General features: G+C 34.9%; 19 protein-coding genes. 1 reads left to right on the plus strand and 18 read right to left on the minus strand.

Features of this window, described 5'->3' with window-relative positions; genetic code table 11:
- Window positions 1–114: 114 nt before the first annotated feature.
- From ABJN95_RS11050 to ABJN95_RS11110, 13 genes are all read right to left on the minus strand, one after another.
- Window positions 115–1,860, minus strand: coding sequence for a serine hydrolase (locus tag ABJN95_RS11050; protein WP_348370460.1), 1,746 nt, complete (start codon window positions 1,858–1,860; stop codon window positions 115–117).
- Between the two features lie 100 nt (window positions 1,861–1,960).
- Window positions 1,961–2,527, minus strand: coding sequence for a helix-turn-helix domain-containing protein (locus tag ABJN95_RS11055; RefSeq protein ID WP_348370461.1), 567 nt, complete (start codon window positions 2,525–2,527; stop codon window positions 1,961–1,963).
- A gap of 228 nt (window positions 2,528–2,755) precedes the next feature.
- On the minus strand, window positions 2,756–3,130 hold the full coding sequence (locus ABJN95_RS11060) for a VOC family protein (RefSeq protein ID WP_348371725.1): 375 nt from the start codon (window positions 3,128–3,130) through the stop codon (window positions 2,756–2,758).
- A gap of 206 nt (window positions 3,131–3,336) precedes the next feature.
- Window positions 3,337–3,765: a hypothetical protein gene (locus ABJN95_RS11065; protein WP_348370462.1), complete on the minus strand. Its 429-nt coding sequence runs from the start codon at window positions 3,763–3,765 to the stop codon at window positions 3,337–3,339.
- 130 nt (window positions 3,766–3,895) lie between these two features.
- Window positions 3,896–5,755 carry an erythromycin esterase family protein gene (locus ABJN95_RS11070; protein ID WP_348370463.1) on the minus strand — a complete coding sequence of 620 codons (1,860 nt, stop codon included), beginning with the start codon at window positions 5,753–5,755 and terminating at the stop codon, window positions 3,896–3,898.
- 256 nt (window positions 5,756–6,011) lie between these two features.
- On the minus strand, window positions 6,012–6,596 hold the full coding sequence (locus ABJN95_RS11075; protein ID WP_348370464.1) for a hypothetical protein: 585 nt from the start codon (window positions 6,594–6,596) through the stop codon (window positions 6,012–6,014).
- A gap of 164 nt (window positions 6,597–6,760) precedes the next feature.
- Window positions 6,761–7,720, minus strand: coding sequence for an amidohydrolase family protein (locus tag ABJN95_RS11080; RefSeq protein WP_348370465.1), 960 nt, complete (start codon window positions 7,718–7,720; stop codon window positions 6,761–6,763).
- A gap of 226 nt (window positions 7,721–7,946) precedes the next feature.
- Window positions 7,947–9,176, minus strand: a complete 1,230-nt coding sequence (locus ABJN95_RS11085) for a sigma-70 family RNA polymerase sigma factor (RefSeq protein WP_348370466.1) — start codon at window positions 9,174–9,176, stop codon at window positions 7,947–7,949.
- A 28-nt stretch (window positions 9,177–9,204) separates the two neighbouring features.
- Window positions 9,205–9,555 carry a YciI family protein gene (locus ABJN95_RS11090; RefSeq protein WP_348370467.1) on the minus strand — a complete coding sequence of 117 codons (351 nt, stop codon included), beginning with the start codon at window positions 9,553–9,555 and terminating at the stop codon, window positions 9,205–9,207.
- Between the two features lie 83 nt (window positions 9,556–9,638).
- Entirely contained in the window at window positions 9,639–10,115 is a 477-nt protein-coding gene (locus tag ABJN95_RS11095; RefSeq protein ID WP_348370468.1) for a VOC family protein, read from the minus strand.
- A gap of 348 nt (window positions 10,116–10,463) precedes the next feature.
- The gene (locus tag ABJN95_RS11100; RefSeq protein ID WP_348370469.1) at window positions 10,464–10,946 is read right to left on the minus strand and encodes a hypothetical protein; all 483 of its coding nucleotides are present in this window, start codon (window positions 10,944–10,946) and stop codon (window positions 10,464–10,466) included.
- Between the two features lie 287 nt (window positions 10,947–11,233).
- On the minus strand, window positions 11,234–11,890 hold the full coding sequence (locus ABJN95_RS11105) for a hypothetical protein (RefSeq protein WP_348370470.1): 657 nt from the start codon (window positions 11,888–11,890) through the stop codon (window positions 11,234–11,236).
- 149 nt (window positions 11,891–12,039) lie between these two features.
- Window positions 12,040–12,474: a hypothetical protein gene (locus ABJN95_RS11110; protein WP_348370471.1), complete on the minus strand. Its 435-nt coding sequence runs from the start codon at window positions 12,472–12,474 to the stop codon at window positions 12,040–12,042.
- Between the two features lie 504 nt (window positions 12,475–12,978).
- Here ABJN95_RS11110 and ABJN95_RS11115 point away from each other — a divergent pair.
- Entirely contained in the window at window positions 12,979–13,245 is a 267-nt protein-coding gene (locus ABJN95_RS11115) for a hypothetical protein (protein ID WP_348370472.1), read from the plus strand.
- 243 nt (window positions 13,246–13,488) lie between these two features.
- Here ABJN95_RS11115 and ABJN95_RS11120 read toward each other — a convergent pair whose 3' ends face one another.
- The 5 genes from ABJN95_RS11120 to ABJN95_RS11140 form a co-directional block, all read right to left on the minus strand.
- Complete coding sequence (locus ABJN95_RS11120) at window positions 13,489–14,049, minus strand: DUF2004 domain-containing protein (protein WP_348370473.1); 561 nt, start codon at window positions 14,047–14,049, stop codon at window positions 13,489–13,491.
- A 325-nt stretch (window positions 14,050–14,374) separates the two neighbouring features.
- On the minus strand, window positions 14,375–14,815 hold the full coding sequence (locus tag ABJN95_RS11125) for a hypothetical protein (RefSeq protein WP_348370474.1): 441 nt from the start codon (window positions 14,813–14,815) through the stop codon (window positions 14,375–14,377).
- Between the two features lie 186 nt (window positions 14,816–15,001).
- Window positions 15,002–15,589: a hypothetical protein gene (locus ABJN95_RS11130; protein WP_348370475.1), complete on the minus strand. Its 588-nt coding sequence runs from the start codon at window positions 15,587–15,589 to the stop codon at window positions 15,002–15,004.
- Window positions 15,590–15,771: 182 nt separating this feature from the next.
- Window positions 15,772–16,722 carry an MBL fold metallo-hydrolase gene (locus tag ABJN95_RS11135; protein ID WP_348370476.1) on the minus strand — a complete coding sequence of 317 codons (951 nt, stop codon included), beginning with the start codon at window positions 16,720–16,722 and terminating at the stop codon, window positions 15,772–15,774.
- Between the two features lie 578 nt (window positions 16,723–17,300).
- Window positions 17,301–17,897, minus strand: coding sequence for a hypothetical protein (locus ABJN95_RS11140; protein WP_348370477.1), 597 nt, complete (start codon window positions 17,895–17,897; stop codon window positions 17,301–17,303).
- Window positions 17,898–18,283: the final 386 nt, after the last annotated feature.

Consider the following 18,283-nt stretch of genomic DNA (forward strand, 5'->3'; position numbering starts at 1 on the left):
CTGCTTGACCTAAAGATAATTGATTGCAGCAATTTCCAACCGGAAATTACACCAGTAATTAATGATACGCCGTGTTGGCATTTTGCTATTTGTTGACTGCATTACTCTCACAATCTAGTTTAAGTTTGGGCGTTTTGTAAAATAAAAGCTTAAGAAGACTAGCCATGAGGTCCATCCTAAAAACAATAGTCTTTGAATAATACCCCAATACGTTTGAACAAAATCAGGTGCAATTGACCTAATTGCAACAAACGAAATTGAAATGGTCATCAAAAAGAAACTGATAATAGCCCCTGTTCTAATTTTTAACAAACTCTTATTCCTCCATAAAACAATAGCCAGTAGGGGGCTAAGCAAACTTAGTATAATACAATTCGCAAAAAATGAGTACAAGCCATTTGGGAATGGGAATAGAGATGATCCCAGCAAATGGAACGGAATAAAAATCAACGGCGCTACAGGAAGAATGGTAATACCGAATTGCTTAGCACATTTGTACAAACCATAAATAAACGGAATTGATAAGAACGTAATTGTAAATTGAATAGTGGCATTAAAAGTTCCAGAATTCGAATAAAAAGAACCTAATTCGGGTAAACCGTCTCTTACATGACTATAGCTATTACCATATAGAACAGCTGATATAAAGATTCCTACCCAAAATACTACAAAAATGAGATACCCCAGGTAAATTGAATATCTCGTGTTAAGATTTTTTTTGATTTTTAATTTTGTCACCAGAAATAACAATAGGCCAATTGCGAATACTAAGAGTGATTGCAATTTTCTATTTATAGAAACTGCAAAAGGCTTGTCATGAACAATTTTTAAGACATTATTTAGAATATCTTCTTTTCTAATCACAATACCATTGGTGGCATAAGCGATGGCTAATTTGTGCTCAGGATAATAATAGAGACTTGATTCAGAAATCCAACCTCCGGTATGACCATAACCATCATAATTTTCAAATTGAGTTTTCATTAATCCAAGTCGGTAAAATTCTTTACCCTCAACCATCTTATTAAGGCTTTGTCTTGAAACCAACTTTTCGTTAAAGAGTGCATCAATAAACAGCGCCATATCTTCAGGTGTGGCTACAATACCTCCATCAGCCGTTGCAAGGTGATTGCTATAATTTGCTTCCCCGTTTACGGGTTGCCAATTGGAATCATAGGTATAGGTTTCGGCAACATTTTCAAGTTTACTTATGACTTTTGTACCGAAGTAAGTGTTTTTGAGATTTAATTTGGAAGTTATTCTTTTATATAGTGAGCTTTCGTAGGTAGATTCATCTAGAATTTCAATGATATATCCTAAAAGCAGATAGTTGGAGTTACTATATTTAAAATCTTCTCCTGGTGCAAAATTGGGTTTAAGTTTGGAGATAATATCAACTACTGAATCTCTATTGGCTATACCATGCAAACTTATTTCCTTATCGGTATCGTTAACATAGTCAAACAAGCCACTTCTATGCTTTAACATTGAGGCCACAGTAATTTTCTCGGAATTGGGTATTTGAGTATAGTAGGTGTCTAAGGTGGTATGGAGTGATAATTTTCCTTCTTCGATTAATTGCAAAATCATAACTGCTGTATATGTTTTTGTTATTGACCAAGCCCTAAAATGGGTGTCTGTGTTCGAAGGGGTCGCATTTTTTCCATTGATACTTCTATATCCTATAGCTTTAGAATAAAAGTGTTTTCCATTTTTAAATATAGCAATGCTGCCCATGGATTCGTTTCGTTTTTCAAGTGAGTTAAAAAATTGATCAAGTTTTTTTGAATCCGGATCTTGAGCATACATATGCCCAGAAATGAATAAGAGCAGTGTATAAATTAATGTTCTTAAAGTCATATTCGATTTGCTTTGATTGCCCTCAAAACTATATGAATAAAGACTTTGGGAAGAAAAAGTCGTATGTAGGTTTTATGACATTTTTATGACAATTAGGATGTCATATCAAGTCGGGAAAGAATTTCAAAATCTGTTTTTTCTTATCTATGGCCATAGAAGTATGAATTACAATGATAATATTTACTGCGGTATAGCTAAAGTAAATAATCGGGACAGGTATGGGAATAGCACCATTTCCTCGGCCGATACTAAAAAAAAGGGCAATAGCTAGACCAGACAAAAGGAAGGTATTTATAATTTGAATGCTAAGTATTCTTCTACCCAAACTATTTACATGTTTGTTTGATTTGTTAGCAAAGAAAATAATTGTAGGTAGAATGAGGTTTCCAAAAGGAATAAGTAATACTGAGAGTATACTAAAATTCATAAGTTTTACCTTATAATATTCAGTTGTAACCGCTCCTTTCTCTTCATCTAAAATTTTGAAATTCGTATTCTCAATATGAAGTGTTTTTGCTAATGCTTTCAGGGTATGGGGACTTCCTTTAGTCAACCCTTTTTCAATACGTTGAATTGTTCTAATAGATATCCCAGATTGTTTGGCCAATTCTTCTTGCGTATAATTCCTTGCTTTCCGATACGCTTTTAGGGTATTAAGTTCTTTCATTTTTCAATTGAATCCTTGGAAAGGAATGTCAACGGTCTCCGCTTTTATTTCGTTGTGTTTGACGGTTGGTGATCAACGACGACGTACGGCTCGATTTTCCAGCAATACATGCTACGCGACCGAATTATTCCTTTTATTTTGAGGTATTAATGTAGCAAATTTTCTTTGTCTTAACCAACTTGAGATGCAAGGCGTTGTAGCCTTTGTCGGCGGTTCGTTTTTAACTTTTTAAATGCTTTGTCCAAAGGTCAATAGGTTAGTATCTGGATCAAGTAATGAGAATTCCTTTTGTCCCCAAGGTTTTGATTCCAATTTCCCATTTGGGTGTATTTTTATTTTTTCCTCTAATAATGTTTGGTAAAAATCGTCGATGCCATCGGTCCTTATATAAACTTGTCCGTAATTTTCTTTAGGGTTAAGTTCCTTAAATTCAAAGAAGTGAATTTCTATTTTATCTTTTCGAACCATTAAATACGCTTCATAATCGCCTATTTCTTTAAATCCTAGCTTATCTATATAAAATGCTTTGGTAACATTTTTTTCACGCATAGGTAATTTCGGAATGATATCAGTCAGCATGATTTGGCGATTAGTATTTGTAATTCGATTATAAGGTGTTGCGTATTCTTAAATGAACGCCAACGGTTCGGCTACGGTTCGTTGCTGTGATGCGTCCATCTACGCTCGCCAAAGCCTTATCAGCGAAGGTGAGAGGACCATCTAACCGAACCTAAAGATAGCTTTTTGCGCTTGATTTCCGTTTAGGAAATCCGCCAGTAATGAATTTTAGGCGTTGTTGTGGCCAGTATTTATTTTACTTCTATTACCTTGACATATTTTTCTGTCCTAAAGTCATAGTTGATTTTTTCTGTCCGATATATTGGACTATCAATTCCGAGAATTAAGTCATTTTTAAATTTATCTAATTGGATTACTCGGAAGTCTTTATCGGAAATGTAAATTTTCATTTCGCTCATATCGATAATAGCTAATTTTTGAAATCTATTTTCAGTCCAGTAGGGGATTGCAGCTTTATCTGAGATTTCATTCCATACTATCGGACCACCAAACATTCCATTAAGTGTGAACTTTTTGTTATCAAATAGCAAGAAACATTCGCCAGATAAAGGTGCACCCATTGCTACTTCTCCAACATATCCAAACTGCAGAATAAATTTTCCATTTGGAGAGAGAGATTCATTGGCAAAATTCCAAGGTGTTTCTAAATTGTTACTCATTTGTCAAATTGGCTACAACGGTTCGGCTAAGGTTAGTTGCTTCGATTCGTTCGTCTACGGTCGCGTATATCAACTGTATTAATAGTTTATATACATTGTTATATGCCGTTTTTAATTTTCATTATTAAAGTTATTCTACAATTGTTATTTTCACATCATCAATCCAAGCCGTCCCGAAATCACGCAGATATATACCATAATGTATCATGTCAGCTTTTTCATCTACTTCAGTTTCTATTTCATAGGTTTTCCAAGCGCTTGAATGTACACGATATTTGTCAAGACTATCAAATAGTGGTGACATAACTTCATATGGATCGCTTGAGTGGTCAGGATCAACAGATAACCTAACAAATGCAAAGTTAGATTCATCCACTTCCGCCTTAGCCGCTAATTTAAGCCGGATGGTTTTACCCCGGTAAGGTGAGGCATCTATGTACTGCCTCAGACTGGCCGTAATTTCTCCATACTTTAAGCCTTCTTCTCTATGCAGCATGGCTGAGTGTTTCCCTTTATAAGGGTCTTCATCACTGATTGTCATATTTACACCTAGCCGCACAAACTTGGACCATGCTACCCAGCCATCTGCAGTTTCTCCTGGGCGATTATTTTCAAAGTCAGTATTTGTAGGTTGATTCATTTTGTGGAGATTGAGCCACATGTGATCATGGTCCGAATCATCAATATCAACTACCGCTGAGGTTGAGTCTAAATAGATCAAAGCATCATAGGCGTTGGCCAGATTATATGGCCAATAAAAAGGTTGTTCTTCATTGAAACTCCCTCCAGAATGTCTCGTTCCACGTTCTTGGTTAAACCAATCATAAACAACGCTTTTAAATTTTATTTTACTTAGATCAATCGCTAATAAGGGCATTTTTGCCTGTGCCATGGTGTACTCAAAGAGTTCTGCAGGAGCCGGTCCTACAGAAAAATCATGGATTCCTTTTGAAGGAACACCTAAGTCTATGGCTCTAAAATCACCTTGGTTAAAGAAAAAACCAAATATTTTCAAGTCATCACCATACATTTTTTTCAGATTAAGCCCCATGTGGTTGACACCTTCAAAAGAAGCATTTGATACATGGGTATTATGTGCCCATGTTATCATCTTGGCATCCTTGCCCTCATGGTCCATAATCCATTTTAAATTTTGAGCCTGACCAAGATCCCTTACGTTATCAAAATTTTCACCTTCGTTCAAATTTGATTTAATTACAATTTCTACTTGTCTCGCATGCTGTTTTGCGAGTTTCCATTCTGAGTCACTGGAGTTTTGAACATATTGATCCTTATTTTTATCAAATGAATCCATCACAAGACTTATATTTTGAAAGGATGATGAATTGTAATCTTCAGGTATCCATTGCCGAATTCCGATAAATTCAGGATTTGAAAAAGGGATTTCTAATATGCCTAGTTCTGGACGAATTTTCTTTTCCAAGGCAGGGTCAACTTCAGCCAAATATTCCAGCATAACTCTAGCTGCTCTTTCTGGGTGCTGTGGGTCAAATCCATAGAACTTAACTTTTTTCTTATGGTCAGGGTTTGAATTGTATTCGCGCATCCATACAATAAGGTCGAGAACTTCCTTAGTTTCCCATGACCACATATAAGTGCCAGCTAGTGCTTTTTCTGGATCTCCTATACCATCTAACACATACCGATTGATATCGCGAGCTGCTCCAAAAGGACATTCGAGTGCGAAAATGTTAAAGCCCTTTTCCTGTACCAAATATTCAATCATCCGATGCTTAAGTTGAAATACTTCACGATTTCCATGTGTGGGTTCGCCTAGGGATACCATACGTGCATCACCAACAATTTCACCAATAGGTAAAAGGTCTTCAATTCCGTTTCCCGCTTCAACGGTCTTAATCTCAATAGCATTGTTGGAAATCCAATCCACAACTTGGTTCTCGGAGGACTTCTCGGAACATGAAATTAGTAAAATAAGGAGTAATAATAATTGGTTCGTTTTAACTGTCATTTATATCAATTTATCACATTGCTTATAATGGCATACAATGCTTGAGCTATGAACAGTACGGGAGCAAACTGGCGTTTGCTTTCCGCCACGCAAATAGCGAAATCTTTTGTTTTTCTTTTTTTCTTTGTCCCGCTAGAAAGCAAAATTTGAATATTTCGCTGATGCGTAATTGTCAATTTAGCGACCTCATAAATATACACAGACGTTTCGTTTTAGCCCCAAAGCTCGCATTACGTTTAGGTTTTGTTGTAACACCTTATTTTTTGTTTTCATACAGCTCCATTGCTTTTAAGAACATAATACCACCAGACTTTGTTTGGTCATTTATGAAACCATTCAATTCAGGATGATTCTCGTCAATCCAGCTTAACAGCTTAGTTCTGTTTTCTACCCAAATTTTTTCATTAAAAACTACATTCGTCCTTTCTATACTGCTAATTTTACCATTATCAAATCGAATAACTGCCTTCCAAACAGTTGGTTCTTTATGAAGAAAATTTATTCTTTTATCGTATTTGGAGATTTTTGCTTTAACAATTTCATTCTCCTGCTTAATTTCAAGGGTTTTGTATTTGGGGTTAAAAACGGAATCCCATCTTAACCATTCTTCAATATATTTATCCCTTAAAAATGTTTGCTCATAGTCATAATCAGTTTCTTTTGTCAGTAAACTATCAGTCAATAGATCTTTCAGAATAGTACCATCAGAATTATCAAGAGCCTTATAATACTGTTTTGCAATTTCAAGCTTGCTTATTTCTTTATTCTTTTCTTTCTCAGAAGTTTTACAGGAGACAAAACCAATTGTCAAAAAGACTAATAAAGCTATGATTTTCTTCATTGAGTATAGGTTTTTTATAATGTGTTACAACGGTTTGTGTATGGTTAGTTGCGTAAGCGACTAATATAACAAAAAAGCGTACGAGTTAGGAAATCCGCTAGGATTTCCAAGACTCTTTTTTAACACTCTCAGCAATTAATTATACACGTTGTTCTACGCAGTTTTTATTTCACCATTTGGTGATGTCTTTTTATTTCTGATTCAGAAAGGTTCAAAAACTTTGCAGCATTATTATAATAAATATCCCTTTTTTGTTTTTCAGAAAGCCACTCCAGATTGTAAATAATTTCTATATTTTTTCTTATTGTTCCTACATAATCAGAGGCAAACATTAATCTATTTCCTAGACCTTCTTGATATAGTTTTTTCACCTTGGGTTCCCAGCGATCTTTTGGAGCAAACATACTCACAGCAGAAATCTCACAATATACTTGATCATATTTTTTCATAACTTCTAAGCACTCTTCAAAATATCTTCCAGGATAATGCATTAAGAATATTTTTAAATTGGGGTATTTTTCCATAACAGGAAGTAATAGCAATGGATTTCCATATTCTTCATTCCAATTTGGCGTCTCTTTCATATTTCTCTTATACGGTCCAGCGTCAGCATGAAATCCGATGGGAATTTGATATTTTTCTGCCAATTCCCAATAAGGATTGAATCTTTCATCTGCTGGATTAATTCCCATGCTATTGAATGAAGTTTCACCGAGGAATTTAAAAGTTCCATTTTTGAATAGACTGTCCAGTTCAGAAATGTTGGGAAGCTCGTTTTCACATGGTTCATCTTGTTCACGTAGTGGATTACAAGGCAATCTCGGTCCGCTCCAGTGTCTTTTGTCCATTTGCCGCCATAACTTAGCATATTTCATTGGTCCACCACCAAGTGCCAAGACAATATTATTTTGGTCAAACCTTTTGCGCATCCACTCAATTTTCGCGATGTCGATGTCTGGATTTATTCTATTGTAATCTTCGTTGTCAGCATATCCTTTTGTTATATGAATATGGGTGTCGATTATTGGCTGATTTTTTAAGAAACCATCAATATCTTGGGCAAGAACGGAATAGCCAATCGATAAAAAGAGAATCAGTATAAGGTTTATTAGTTTTTTTTTCATAGTCTATTGAATTGCGTAGAACGTTGAGAATATGCGGAGGTTGGGCTTTCGAAGCTCCAACTTGTCAAACCATTACAATTTTGAGTAAATGTATAAAAGTTAAATTGCCGCACAAATCCCCAACTTACGTATATTTGTTGTTAGCGGCTGGCATATACTTTAAGAAACAAGATTTTCATTTGTTTCCTTTGACAACGTATCAATTTCATAGAAACCCTATTCTTTATCAAGTTTTTAATCGGCTTGCTTTTTCTAATCGGTGTTTTATTAATTCTTTTTCGTTTTTCTTATTGGCAAGTCCAATGGCAACATTTAAGTATTCTATTTCTTTTTCAATGTTATTATTAATTCGGTATAGTTCAGCTAACAAACAGAAATAGTGGTGGTTGTTTTTCAACTCTAGTTTATGTGCCTCTTGAATAGCTTCTACAATTGAATTTGCCCGAGCAAGGGCATATGTCCGATTCATAGCAATAATAGGTGAATATTCTATTGTTAGCAATTTATTATATAACTGTAATATATTATTCCATTTCTCATTATTGTCTTTTGTGTGCCAATAAGCGATTGCCGCTTCAAGATGATATTTACTAATAATATCTCCAGCAGCAGATGATTTAAGGTATTTCCTGCCCTTTTGAATTAGTGCAGAATTCCATTTGCTTTTATCTTGTTCATGATACAGCAGATCACCCTTTTCTCCTGAAATCCTAGCATCTAATCTCGAAGTATGAAAACACATTAAGGCAATTAATGCATGTATTTTTGGCTTCGGAAAGATTTTATGCTCCGATAAGAAAATACTAAGTCGCATGGCTTCCCAGCATATTTCGTCTCGGATATTATCTTCATTAACGCTGCTATAATACCCCTCATTAAATATTAGATAAATGACTCTTAATACGTTGTCAAGTCTTTCGACATATTGATTTAGCGTTAGGTTTGTCTCAACTCTATTTCGTTCTTTAATTGTTTTTTTTGCCCTGTATAATTTTTTGTTTACGGTTTCTTTATTTGATAAAAGTGCCTTGGCAATCTCTTCAATACTAAAACCACACAAAATTCTTAAAGTAATACAAATCTGGGATCCTTTGTTAAGTTCATTATCGCAGAGCACAAACATCATGTGAAGCTGGCTGTCTTCAATTATTTTATCAGTGATTTCTATCTCGCCAATTTGCTGAGTTTTTGCTTCTAATTCAGGAGTGACTTTTTCCACAAATGTCTTCTTCCTCCTGAAATGCTCCAACATTAAATTCTGTGCTACCTTTCTAAGCCAGGCTTTAGGATATTCGGGAACCCCTTTATAAGACCAGGTTTTCATTGCCCTTAAAAATGTATCGGATACAATATCTTCGGCTAATTCCAGGTCTTTTAATCCATAATAACTACTGAGTACAGCAATTAAATTGCTGTACTCAGATTTAAAAATATCAGAAAGTAACTTGTCATCCATTTAAACAAATTCTCATCTAATCAGAATACTACATTCCATCTAAAAGCATAATATCTCTGACTTCTACTTTACCGCCGCTAGTTAATGCAGGACAACCCTTTCCGAGTTGAATGGCTTCTTCAATAGATTCGGCTGATACAATAATAAAACCTCCAATAATTTCCTTAAGCTCTGCATAGGGTCCATCCGAAATAGTTCCATCCGAGTGCATGGTTTTTCCTTCAAAGCCAAGTGCTTCTCCCGGATTTTTTAATTTGCCTTGTGCTTCAATTCCTCCCATCCACTCTTGCCAAGCTTTTACTTCCTCTTCTATTTGTTCTGGGGTAGGATCAAAATCAGGATTGGGCTCGCTGTGAAATAGCATCATAAAATCTTTCATGTTTTTTGTTTTTAATTATAACTAATAAATTTCATACTCTTAATGATTGAAAAGCTTGAAATTGGACAATAATCTAATTTTATTTAATTGGGAGAATGCAGTCCCATCTTATTCCCTTCCGAATCGATGAATAATGCAAAAAAACCGCTTTCATCAGCATGAGGACTTTTAGGAACAAGAATGCTTCCCCCGTTTTGCTCTACCTTTCCAAGAATTAGCTGTAGGTCGTCACCTCCATTAAGATAGATGGTTACCCCTTTAGCTGAAGGCTCGTAACCTTCTCCTTTCATAATAACGCCAACAACTTGTTGGTTTTCATAGGGTAAAATACCCATTTCCATTCCCGGCATCTCCATTTGCTCGATATCGATATCCAGAATGGCTTCATAAAAGTTGATTGCACGTTTTATGTCCGTCGCTGGAATCTCAAAAATAGAAATATAACTTTTCGTTTCATCATTACTCTGCTTGATAATAGAATCATAATCCTTATGTTCCATTCCATTCACAGCGCTCAATGTAATCATTGCGAAAAATAAATTCAAAATTGTTCTTTTCATGTTTTCTGTTTTTAATGAATTAAATAATAAACCTTTAATTCATAATGATTGAGAACATAGAAATTGGACAATGAATTTGTTTTTTCACTACAATGTGATGAAAATCAAGAATAATCGTTTTGATCAGAGCCACTGCTTGCTGCTAACGGTGCGGCTATGGCAAGTAGGGCAGGCAAGGAAACTTTTCGTTTCCGTCTGGTCTGCGAGCCAGAGCTTTTTGTTTTGTAATTATTTTTTTCTTTTTAATTGCCAAATCCAAAAGATTTGGCGGACTCAGCAAATACGCCCAAGCCTTTAAATATATCACTTTATGCCCTATTTGCTATAGGTATTGTTAGCAAACGTATTCTAATCCATATATCCGTTATATTCAATCGATTTTAGAGTCCCAGATTCAAATATTAAACTGAATATAGCAGTCTGTTCCAAATTCCCGATTTTTAATGTGTCATTGTGAATTCCTTTAGCAAGCGATTTTTCCACAACATATTCTTTTGCTCCAATTTTTATAAAATCACTAAGTTCAAAATCTACATCACCAATTTTAGCTCTATTGACCCATTCTTCACTTTCGGCTTTATAAGAGGTCAATTCGGTGCTATTAAAGGTTCGAGTTATAATCGTGTCCATTAAGTCGTCCACATGTCTATTTTTGATTGGTTTTTTACTAACCTTAAATTTTGAATCGAGAGCGATTTTCTCCAAATTAGATTTAAGAACAGATATTAGACTGTCATTTTCAAAATAGGGGTCATAGGCAGAAGTCGATTCAGTATGTGATTTCTCTTCTTCTTTTATTTCTACAGTTTCTTCCGCCGTGTCCGATTTCACGATTATTTTGGATTTAGTTTGTTTACAAGAAATAAAGAAAACTAGAATTCCGAGCATTATTAATATCTCTCTTGCCATATGTTTGCTAACGGTTGAGCTATGAACAGTACGGGAGCAAACTAGCGTTTGCTTTCCGCCTCGCACATAGCGAAATCTTTTTGTTTTCTTTTTTTCTTCGTCCCACTTAAAAGCAAAATCCCAAAGATTTTGCGGTCTTCATAAATATACACAGACCATTCGATAAAGCCCAAAACCTTATTGTTTATAGGTTTTGTTGTAGTGCGTATTTATTTCGACCGTGTTGCAATAACCTCTCCCGATTCATTTGGTACGCAATAGAATTTTAATATTCTTTCATTCACTTCGCTTATAGGTAAAGTAACTCCTTTTCTTCCCCTATTAAAGATTGAAATAAAATAGGTCCTGTCTAATTTTTCGATTGTCATTTTTGAGCCTTCTTTCCAATCTAATTCTTTGAGTGTATTTTTGTCCCATAGTTCTTGGTTGAAAGCTATTTTGGTTTTTGATTTGCCTTCTTCTTGAAATTCAAAATTTAAGCTTTCAATTTCTTCTTGACTTAAGTCCGTTTGAGTGGGTAATAGTCTAACGAAGTCCATTTCCATAATAACTTTATCATCGTTAAAAGTTCCATCAACTAGGAGTTTCAAAAAATTTTCATTTAGCAAGTTTAAATCCGCATATTTTTCTCCATTTTGCAGAATTAGAGTGCTATTTTTTACTTCTAAATCTAATTCAGATTTTGTCAATCGCAATTCGGTAAATAGATGCGCTTTGTTATTTTTAAAGTTTAGAATTTGAATTCCAGGATTTTTCTTGAATTCCTTATAACCAACTTCTTTCAGAATCCATTTTCCATCCAATTCTTGCCCATAAGTTGGTTTAAAAATCATAAATGTTAATATCAGAATTATTGTTTTTTTCATATGCACTACAACGGTCTCGTATAACCGTCAGTTACAAGTTTATATGCGTTAATTTTCAGTTTAGCACTGGCTTTAACAATTCCGAGTGGATTCGGACGTAGTCGAATCCGCCGTAATTGCGGTTATACATTGTTGTGTGTAGTTTTTCATCAATTTGCTAAAGTCGAAATGTGTGTTCCTAAAAACCAATTTCCACTTAATTCTTTTAATTCCCCGATATTCCTTTTCTGCCCAATATGTGACTTGCCCATTGGTGAGAAAGCAACAAAATAAACTACGTCCCTAAAATCAGATTCTGTATCGCAATTTGGTGCTTGAAAAATTATTGTTCCGTCTTCGTGACATTCAACAAAGTCAATTTGGTCAAAAATATCAGTTTCCATGGGGCTTGTTTTTTTTGTGAAGGACTTGACAATTTGGAAATAAGGTTCTTTGCTATCCATTTTTAAATTTAAAGAATGAATTTCGTTAACTGCTTTATTAAATAATTCCGAGTTCTTTTGAAAATCAATTTTGCAAGATTCCGAACTGCAACTTGATAAAAGACTAATTAGAAAGACTAGGACTCTTAGTTTTTTCATCATTTTTTCAAATTACACACAACGGTTGAGCTAAGCGTAGTGGGGGAGCGGGAATGCAATTCCCGATGCGCCACAGCGCGCAGTGAAATCTTTTTGTTTTGATTTAATTTTTCTTGTCCAAAGCAAAATCCCAAAGATTTGGCTACTTCATAAAAATACGCAAACCATTGGATTTAAAACCTTAGCCCACATTACGTTTAGGTTTTGTTGTGTGCAGTTTTTTATATGAGATGGTCATTGTGATGTTCACCTTCTTTAAAGTCAGTTCTGTAAGCTCTATGACTCGCCGAAATTATAATTTTTGTAACACAATTTTTGTCTATTGAATTATAAAGAATTCCGTCCACCTTTATCCATTTAATATTAAGGTCATCGGTTTTTAATCGATAAGAATTCCCAAAATGCTTCTTATCTATTATTTTGAAGTGTCCGATATATTTAGTTTTACTTCTTTTGTCTTTTGTCATATCAAGGTATAATCTAAAATCCCTTACGTAATGATATATTATGGATGAAGCTGCTACTAATAAGAAATATGATGGTAATTTCCCGAAAATATGCTTTAGTGCTGACCAATATTCTGGTATCGAACTAGCAATGTCTCTTTTAATTTTTGAAGGAACTATCGGTAAAAAGAAAGCTAAAAATAGTATTAATAAAGAGACTCCAATAGCAGGTAATATTGGATTCCACCATAAAGAGTTCCTTGTCTCGCTTAAGTTTTTTAATTCAATTCTTGATAAATTTTTGGTAGTTATCCTATTCAATCTTTAAGGTTTGATAAATTGCACACAACGGTTCGACTATGATTAGTGCGGCGCGGAAATCCGACGGATTTCCAGCAACGCGCTAAGCAAAAGCTTTTGGTTTTGTTTTTTCTTTTTATGTTCGAAAGCAAATTTTGAATATTTCGCTTACACGTAATTTTCAATTTTGCGACCTTATAAATATACACAGACCTTGGCGTAAAACCCGAAGTCCGTATTAATTATAGGCTTTGTTAGCTGTATTCTTTTTTCAGCTTTCCCACGTTATATGGTTCAAAGTTCCATCTTTATTAATTTGTGTGACTAAAAGTTGATTGCAAGGTTCTCCATCAATGTCAATCGAGTAGTCAAATATTCCGAAGTAAGAAGCTAATGGATAGATTCCAACTCTTATTAAGTTTAGCTGCTCCATTAAAAGAATACTTCTCGATTTTTTTCGATTTTTCAAGTCGATTATATTAGCCAATTCGTTGTCGTCAAGTTCGTCCAGATAGAACTTCAGATAGTCAGATGTCATACTTACATCTTGTTCAAAGTCCGCTTTTATATAATCGCGATTTTGAATGTCAAATTCAGGTATTCTATTCACGAATTCTTGGATTTGATTCAATTCCGATTGATTTATTGATTCAGTTTCAAAATTCAAATCCAGATTAATCTCTCTTTTACCAAACTTTAATGTCCAATCGTAATAATCTTCTAATTTTTCAAAGTTAATTTTTCCAAAATCTGGTTTGTCCAAAGTTAGGACCTCCACTTTATCAATTTCAGGTTCTTTTTTATTACTCTTAAAAAAATCAAATATTCCCATTTTGGTTTGATTGCTCAGATTACAGCTAACGGTTGGGCTAAGCGTAGTGCGGAAGTAAGGAAACTTTTCGTTTCCGTCTTAGCACGAAGCTAGAGCTTTTGGTTTTGCTTTTTATTTTTTTGTCCAAAGCTAAATCCATAAGATTTAGCGACTTCATAAATATACTAAGACCTTTAGATTTAGCCCTAAAGCCCACATTACGTTTAGGCTTTGTTACCCAACGTTTTTTCTCTGAGTTAACTTTTACATAATATTGGCAAGTCCATCATCGCAACAGTTGCGTTTGAATAGGAAGCACAATCAATTGTCCTTACTTTTTGTTCTGTTAGTCAAAACTTGGAAGTTCAGGAGAATTTTTATCAATCAAGAATTTATATTTTTGACCATTTTTTAGGATTAAAAATTCATTTGAAAAACTTTCTTTAAAAATTGTATCACCAACTGAAATATCATTTATGGTAAATTTTTTTGAAGTTTCACTGTTTAATGAGCAGCTTGTTATTGTCCTTGAATATGTTCCTTCACTTACGGTAATGTAAACAATATCTGGACTTGAAATTCTAGATATTGGTTTATTCTTAAAACCTTCAATATAACTGGACTCATAACTTTGCTGTGAACCTAAGCAATACTTTGAGTCTTTATAATGTTGCAATCTAGCAGGTATGGAAAGTACAGATAGAATTATTATACCAACAACTCCAATTGCTAAAATAATTTTCCATAATGGTCTTTTTTTGGTAAAACCGACATCGTTATCAGGCATCTAAAAGTGATTTTTACAAAATGTTGGGTAACGGTTGAGCTATGAACAGTGCGGGAGCAAGTTAGCACTTGCTTTCCGTCTTGCAATTAGCCAAACCTTTTGATTTTGATTTTCTTTTTTATTTGAAGCCAAATCCAAAAGATTTGGTGGTGTTCGTTGATATTCCGGGTTCATAACTTAAGCAGCCTAGCCCGTATTGTTTATAGGTTTTGTTGGCATTAGTTGTTTTTTCTCCTTACCGTTAACATACTCGTAGAATAATTTAGTCCCATCATCATTCAACCACATTTCTTTTCCATGTTTTTTTCTTCCATTATATTCACAGCGATATATTGTTATTCCATCTTTTCGATGTTCCACTAAAGTTTGTTTACCTTCTCCGTCATAGTGTGTCCATTTGTCAAACTTTGGAAGATATCTGATTTCGGTCGCTTCGCGCCAAGGTTTACCCGTGTGATAAAGTACTTTTCCAGCTAATTTTTCATTATTTTTCTTATTTCTGAAATAAATATATTGAGTTCTTACCAGTCCTTTATCAAATTCGAATTCGAATGCGATTTGACCATTTTTCTTTCTGCTTTGAAGAATTCCAGTAAAAAGTTCTCCAGTACTTTTTACAAAGGCCATGTCACCAACAGTATTTACTTTCTCAACGCCTAAAGTATCTTGCGCAATTAACCCCCAAGTTCCTGATAATGTTAAAAAGAATAATAAAATAAAAGGGTTCTTCATAATTAATGCCAACGGTTCGGCTATGGCAAGTAGGGCAGGCAAGGAAACTTTTCGTTTCCGTCTGGTCTGCTAGCCAGAGCTTTTTGTTTTGTGATTATCTTTCTTTTTTAATTGCCAAATCCAAAAGATTTGGCGGACTTGGCATACAAGCTCAAGCCATTAAATTTAGCACTTTATGCCCTATTTGTTATAGGTATTGTTGTAGTGCGTTTATTCTTAAAATCTTAATTCTCACGTTTGATAACCATTTCATATACGAGAGTTATGAATTGATCTTTGTCTATTCCACCAACATCTTCACTTATTTTGCTTTTTGTAAAAGCAATAGTTTGTACCAAGTCTTTATCTTTATTTACTGATTCCTCAACATTTGTTAAGATAGAATGAAGTAGTTTGCTAAAAATTATCAATTCCTTTTTAGTGCTAACAGGACCATGTCCTGGAATGAATTTTGAAGTTTCCTTTGAGTTTGATATTAAAAAGTCAATAGTTTCAATCAAGGCATAAATATCGCCGCCTCCATCTGGGTCAATTACAGGTATTCCGTATGTGACAAATACATCACCAGTGTAATAAATATCGGCTTGCTTAAAATGAACGATAACATCACCATCAGTATGAGCATTTGGATAATATTTCAGTTCAATTACCTCCTCTCCATCATAGTATTCAATTTTGTCTATAAAAGTCAAATTAGGCAACACTTCCGCTGGGTAAGGTTTCTGAACAACGCTTCCAAATCCTCTTAATACTTGTCTTTGCGTCATTCTTTGTCGTGCGTTGGCATGAGCAATGATGGGGACACCCTCTTTTCTGAAAAGTACATTGCCGTTTGAATGGTCAAAATGAAAGTGGGTATTGACTATTAGCCCTATAGGCTTATCAGTTATAGAATTGATAATGTCCTTTATTCTAGGCACTAATGCTGACCATTGATTGTCGACCAGATATACATCATTTTCACCAACAAAAACTCCAATATTTCCTGCGACACCTTCACCTGAAATCACATAGTAGTTTTCAGAAATGGTATCCAAATTCAACTTTATATTACCAATTTCTTTGGCAAGGTTAGGTATATAGTTTTCATCTTCCTTTTGAGTTGATGAACTTTGCTGAGCAAGGATTTCAAATGAAACAACACTCAATATGATTAATAAAATGACTTTTTTCATATGCTAATGATTTTTCTTAATGCACTACAACGGTTGGGCTATGATTAGTTGCGGAAATGTCCGAAGGACGTTTCCAGCGCTTGTGTGAAGTTAATAATAATTGCGAAAGATTTTCCGTGAGGAAAATTAGGAGCAATTAATTATAGGTTTTGTTGGCAAAGCGTTTTTTTAATTTTTACGATCGAGTAAAAGCCTGCGTTCTGCTTGCGTTTTGCGTGTGTCGGAGTAAGAAAGTCTTGCGTACTGCTCCGAACCCCTCCGAATCGCGCTAAAATCCATTTGCGTTTGAGTGAGAAGTCCATGCTTCGCAAGAGTTTTGAATCGCAGAACTTTGGATTAAGGACAAACTTAAATAGTTAGACAAAATGTTTGCCAACGGCTGGGCTAAGCGTAGTACGGAGGCAAGGAAACTTTTCGTTTCCGTCTGCGCACGAAGCTAAAGCTTATTGTTTTTCTTTTTCTTTTTTTGTTCTAAAGCTAAATCCATAAGATTTAGCGACTTCATAAATATTTACAGACCTTTCGGTTTTGCCAGAACCTCCGCATTGCGTTTAGGTTGTGTTAGCGGTAGTGTTTTTTTACTCCCAGTACAATCGTCCATTTAACGGAACCATTGTTATAGTCCCAATTTCATGGTCCATCTCGACTTTTTGATGCTTAACTATTGTGTCCGTCGTAACGATATCATCGTATTCTATTGGAATGTTTTCTACCAGTCCAAATAATAGATCGTCGCCGCCTTCACAACTCGTTACGATGTGAATTTTGGAAGGGACAAATTCTAATTCATAGCTCAATGACCCCTCGTCGTCATAATATTTCCAGATTCCACTTTTATAGTGGTAATACTGATTACAAGGTCCAGCAAAACAACATTGAATATAACTTCCGATTTTGTAATTCCCTTCGCGTTTAAGAATTCCATTTGAGTTATACTCTTTCCAATGTCCAGCTTTTAAGTTGCTTAACTCTTTTCCGTCCAAAGCTATTTTACCAATACCGGTTAAAATCTCTTTGTCATTACATTTTGTTACTAAAGTGTCTTTGTCCGGAAGTCCATCGGAAATGTCTCCATACCTCCCGTAGTTATCAGAATTCTCACTAGTCCATTGCCCATAAGTATTATTTACTATGGCTAGGAAAAAGAAAAGTATAATTTTTCTGTTTAGGTGCATTTTAGTAGCATTATCGCTAACGGTTCGGCTATGATTAGTTGTGGAAATGTCCGAAGGACGTTTCCCGCGTTGGTGTGAAGTTACTAATTATTGCGAAAGATTTTCCGTGAGGAAAATCCGGAGCAATTAATTATAGGTTTTGTTAGCGTGTGTGGCGTTGCCCTTACCTGGGCTGGTCGCTTACATACTTTTTCATTCGCAAACCCTTTTTGCCGGTTATTCCACCACGGAGTGGTAAGTCTGCTTATCCCTTGCGAACCCCTCCGAAGAGATTAGAAATCTTTTTACCCGTCCGAGTGAGATTCTATTTGCGTACCCCTCCGTCCAGAGGCAAAAAAGAAAAAGCCCCAAACCAAAATCTATTTTTAAAAAATCAAAGCCAAAAT

The organism is Maribacter sp. (assembly GCF_039974175.1).
Classification (GTDB): Bacteria; Bacteroidota; Bacteroidia; order Flavobacteriales; family Flavobacteriaceae; genus Maribacter_C.

Excerpts from the sequence above, each read along its gene's own strand:
- ABJN95_RS11135 (WP_348370476.1), bottom strand. The coding sequence starts at position 16,722 with ATGAAAAAAGTCATTTTATTAATCATATTGAGTGTTGTTTCATTTGAA.
- ABJN95_RS11110 (WP_348370471.1), bottom strand. The coding sequence starts at position 12,474 with ATGATGAAAAAACTAAGAGTCCTAGTCTTTCTAATTAGTCTTTTATCA.
- ABJN95_RS11070 (WP_348370463.1), bottom strand. The coding sequence starts at position 5,755 with ATGACAGTTAAAACGAACCAATTATTATTACTCCTTATTTTACTAATT.
- ABJN95_RS11095 (WP_348370468.1), bottom strand. The coding sequence starts at position 10,115 with ATGAAAAGAACAATTTTGAATTTATTTTTCGCAATGATTACATTGAGC.
- ABJN95_RS11115 (WP_348370472.1), top strand. The coding sequence starts at position 12,979 with ATGGATGAAGCTGCTACTAATAAGAAATATGATGGTAATTTCCCGAAA.
- ABJN95_RS11090 (WP_348370467.1), bottom strand. The coding sequence starts at position 9,555 with ATGAAAGATTTTATGATGCTATTTCACAGCGAGCCCAATCCTGATTTT.
- ABJN95_RS11120 (WP_348370473.1), bottom strand. The coding sequence starts at position 14,049 with ATGGGAATATTTGATTTTTTTAAGAGTAATAAAAAAGAACCTGAAATT.
- ABJN95_RS11065 (WP_348370462.1), bottom strand. The coding sequence starts at position 3,765 with ATGAGTAACAATTTAGAAACACCTTGGAATTTTGCCAATGAATCTCTC.
- ABJN95_RS11050 (WP_348370460.1), bottom strand. The coding sequence starts at position 1,860 with ATGACTTTAAGAACATTAATTTATACACTGCTCTTATTCATTTCTGGG.
- ABJN95_RS11075 (WP_348370464.1), bottom strand. The coding sequence starts at position 6,596 with ATGAAGAAAATCATAGCTTTATTAGTCTTTTTGACAATTGGTTTTGTC.
- ABJN95_RS11140 (WP_348370477.1), bottom strand. The coding sequence starts at position 17,897 with ATGCACCTAAACAGAAAAATTATACTTTTCTTTTTCCTAGCCATAGTA.
- ABJN95_RS11085 (WP_348370466.1), bottom strand. The coding sequence starts at position 9,176 with ATGGATGACAAGTTACTTTCTGATATTTTTAAATCTGAGTACAGCAAT.
- ABJN95_RS11080 (WP_348370465.1), bottom strand. The coding sequence starts at position 7,720 with ATGAAAAAAAAACTAATAAACCTTATACTGATTCTCTTTTTATCGATT.
- ABJN95_RS11055 (WP_348370461.1), bottom strand. The coding sequence starts at position 2,527 with ATGAAAGAACTTAATACCCTAAAAGCGTATCGGAAAGCAAGGAATTAT.
- ABJN95_RS11125 (WP_348370474.1), bottom strand. The coding sequence starts at position 14,815 with ATGCCTGATAACGATGTCGGTTTTACCAAAAAAAGACCATTATGGAAA.
- ABJN95_RS11105 (WP_348370470.1), bottom strand. The coding sequence starts at position 11,890 with ATGAAAAAAACAATAATTCTGATATTAACATTTATGATTTTTAAACCA.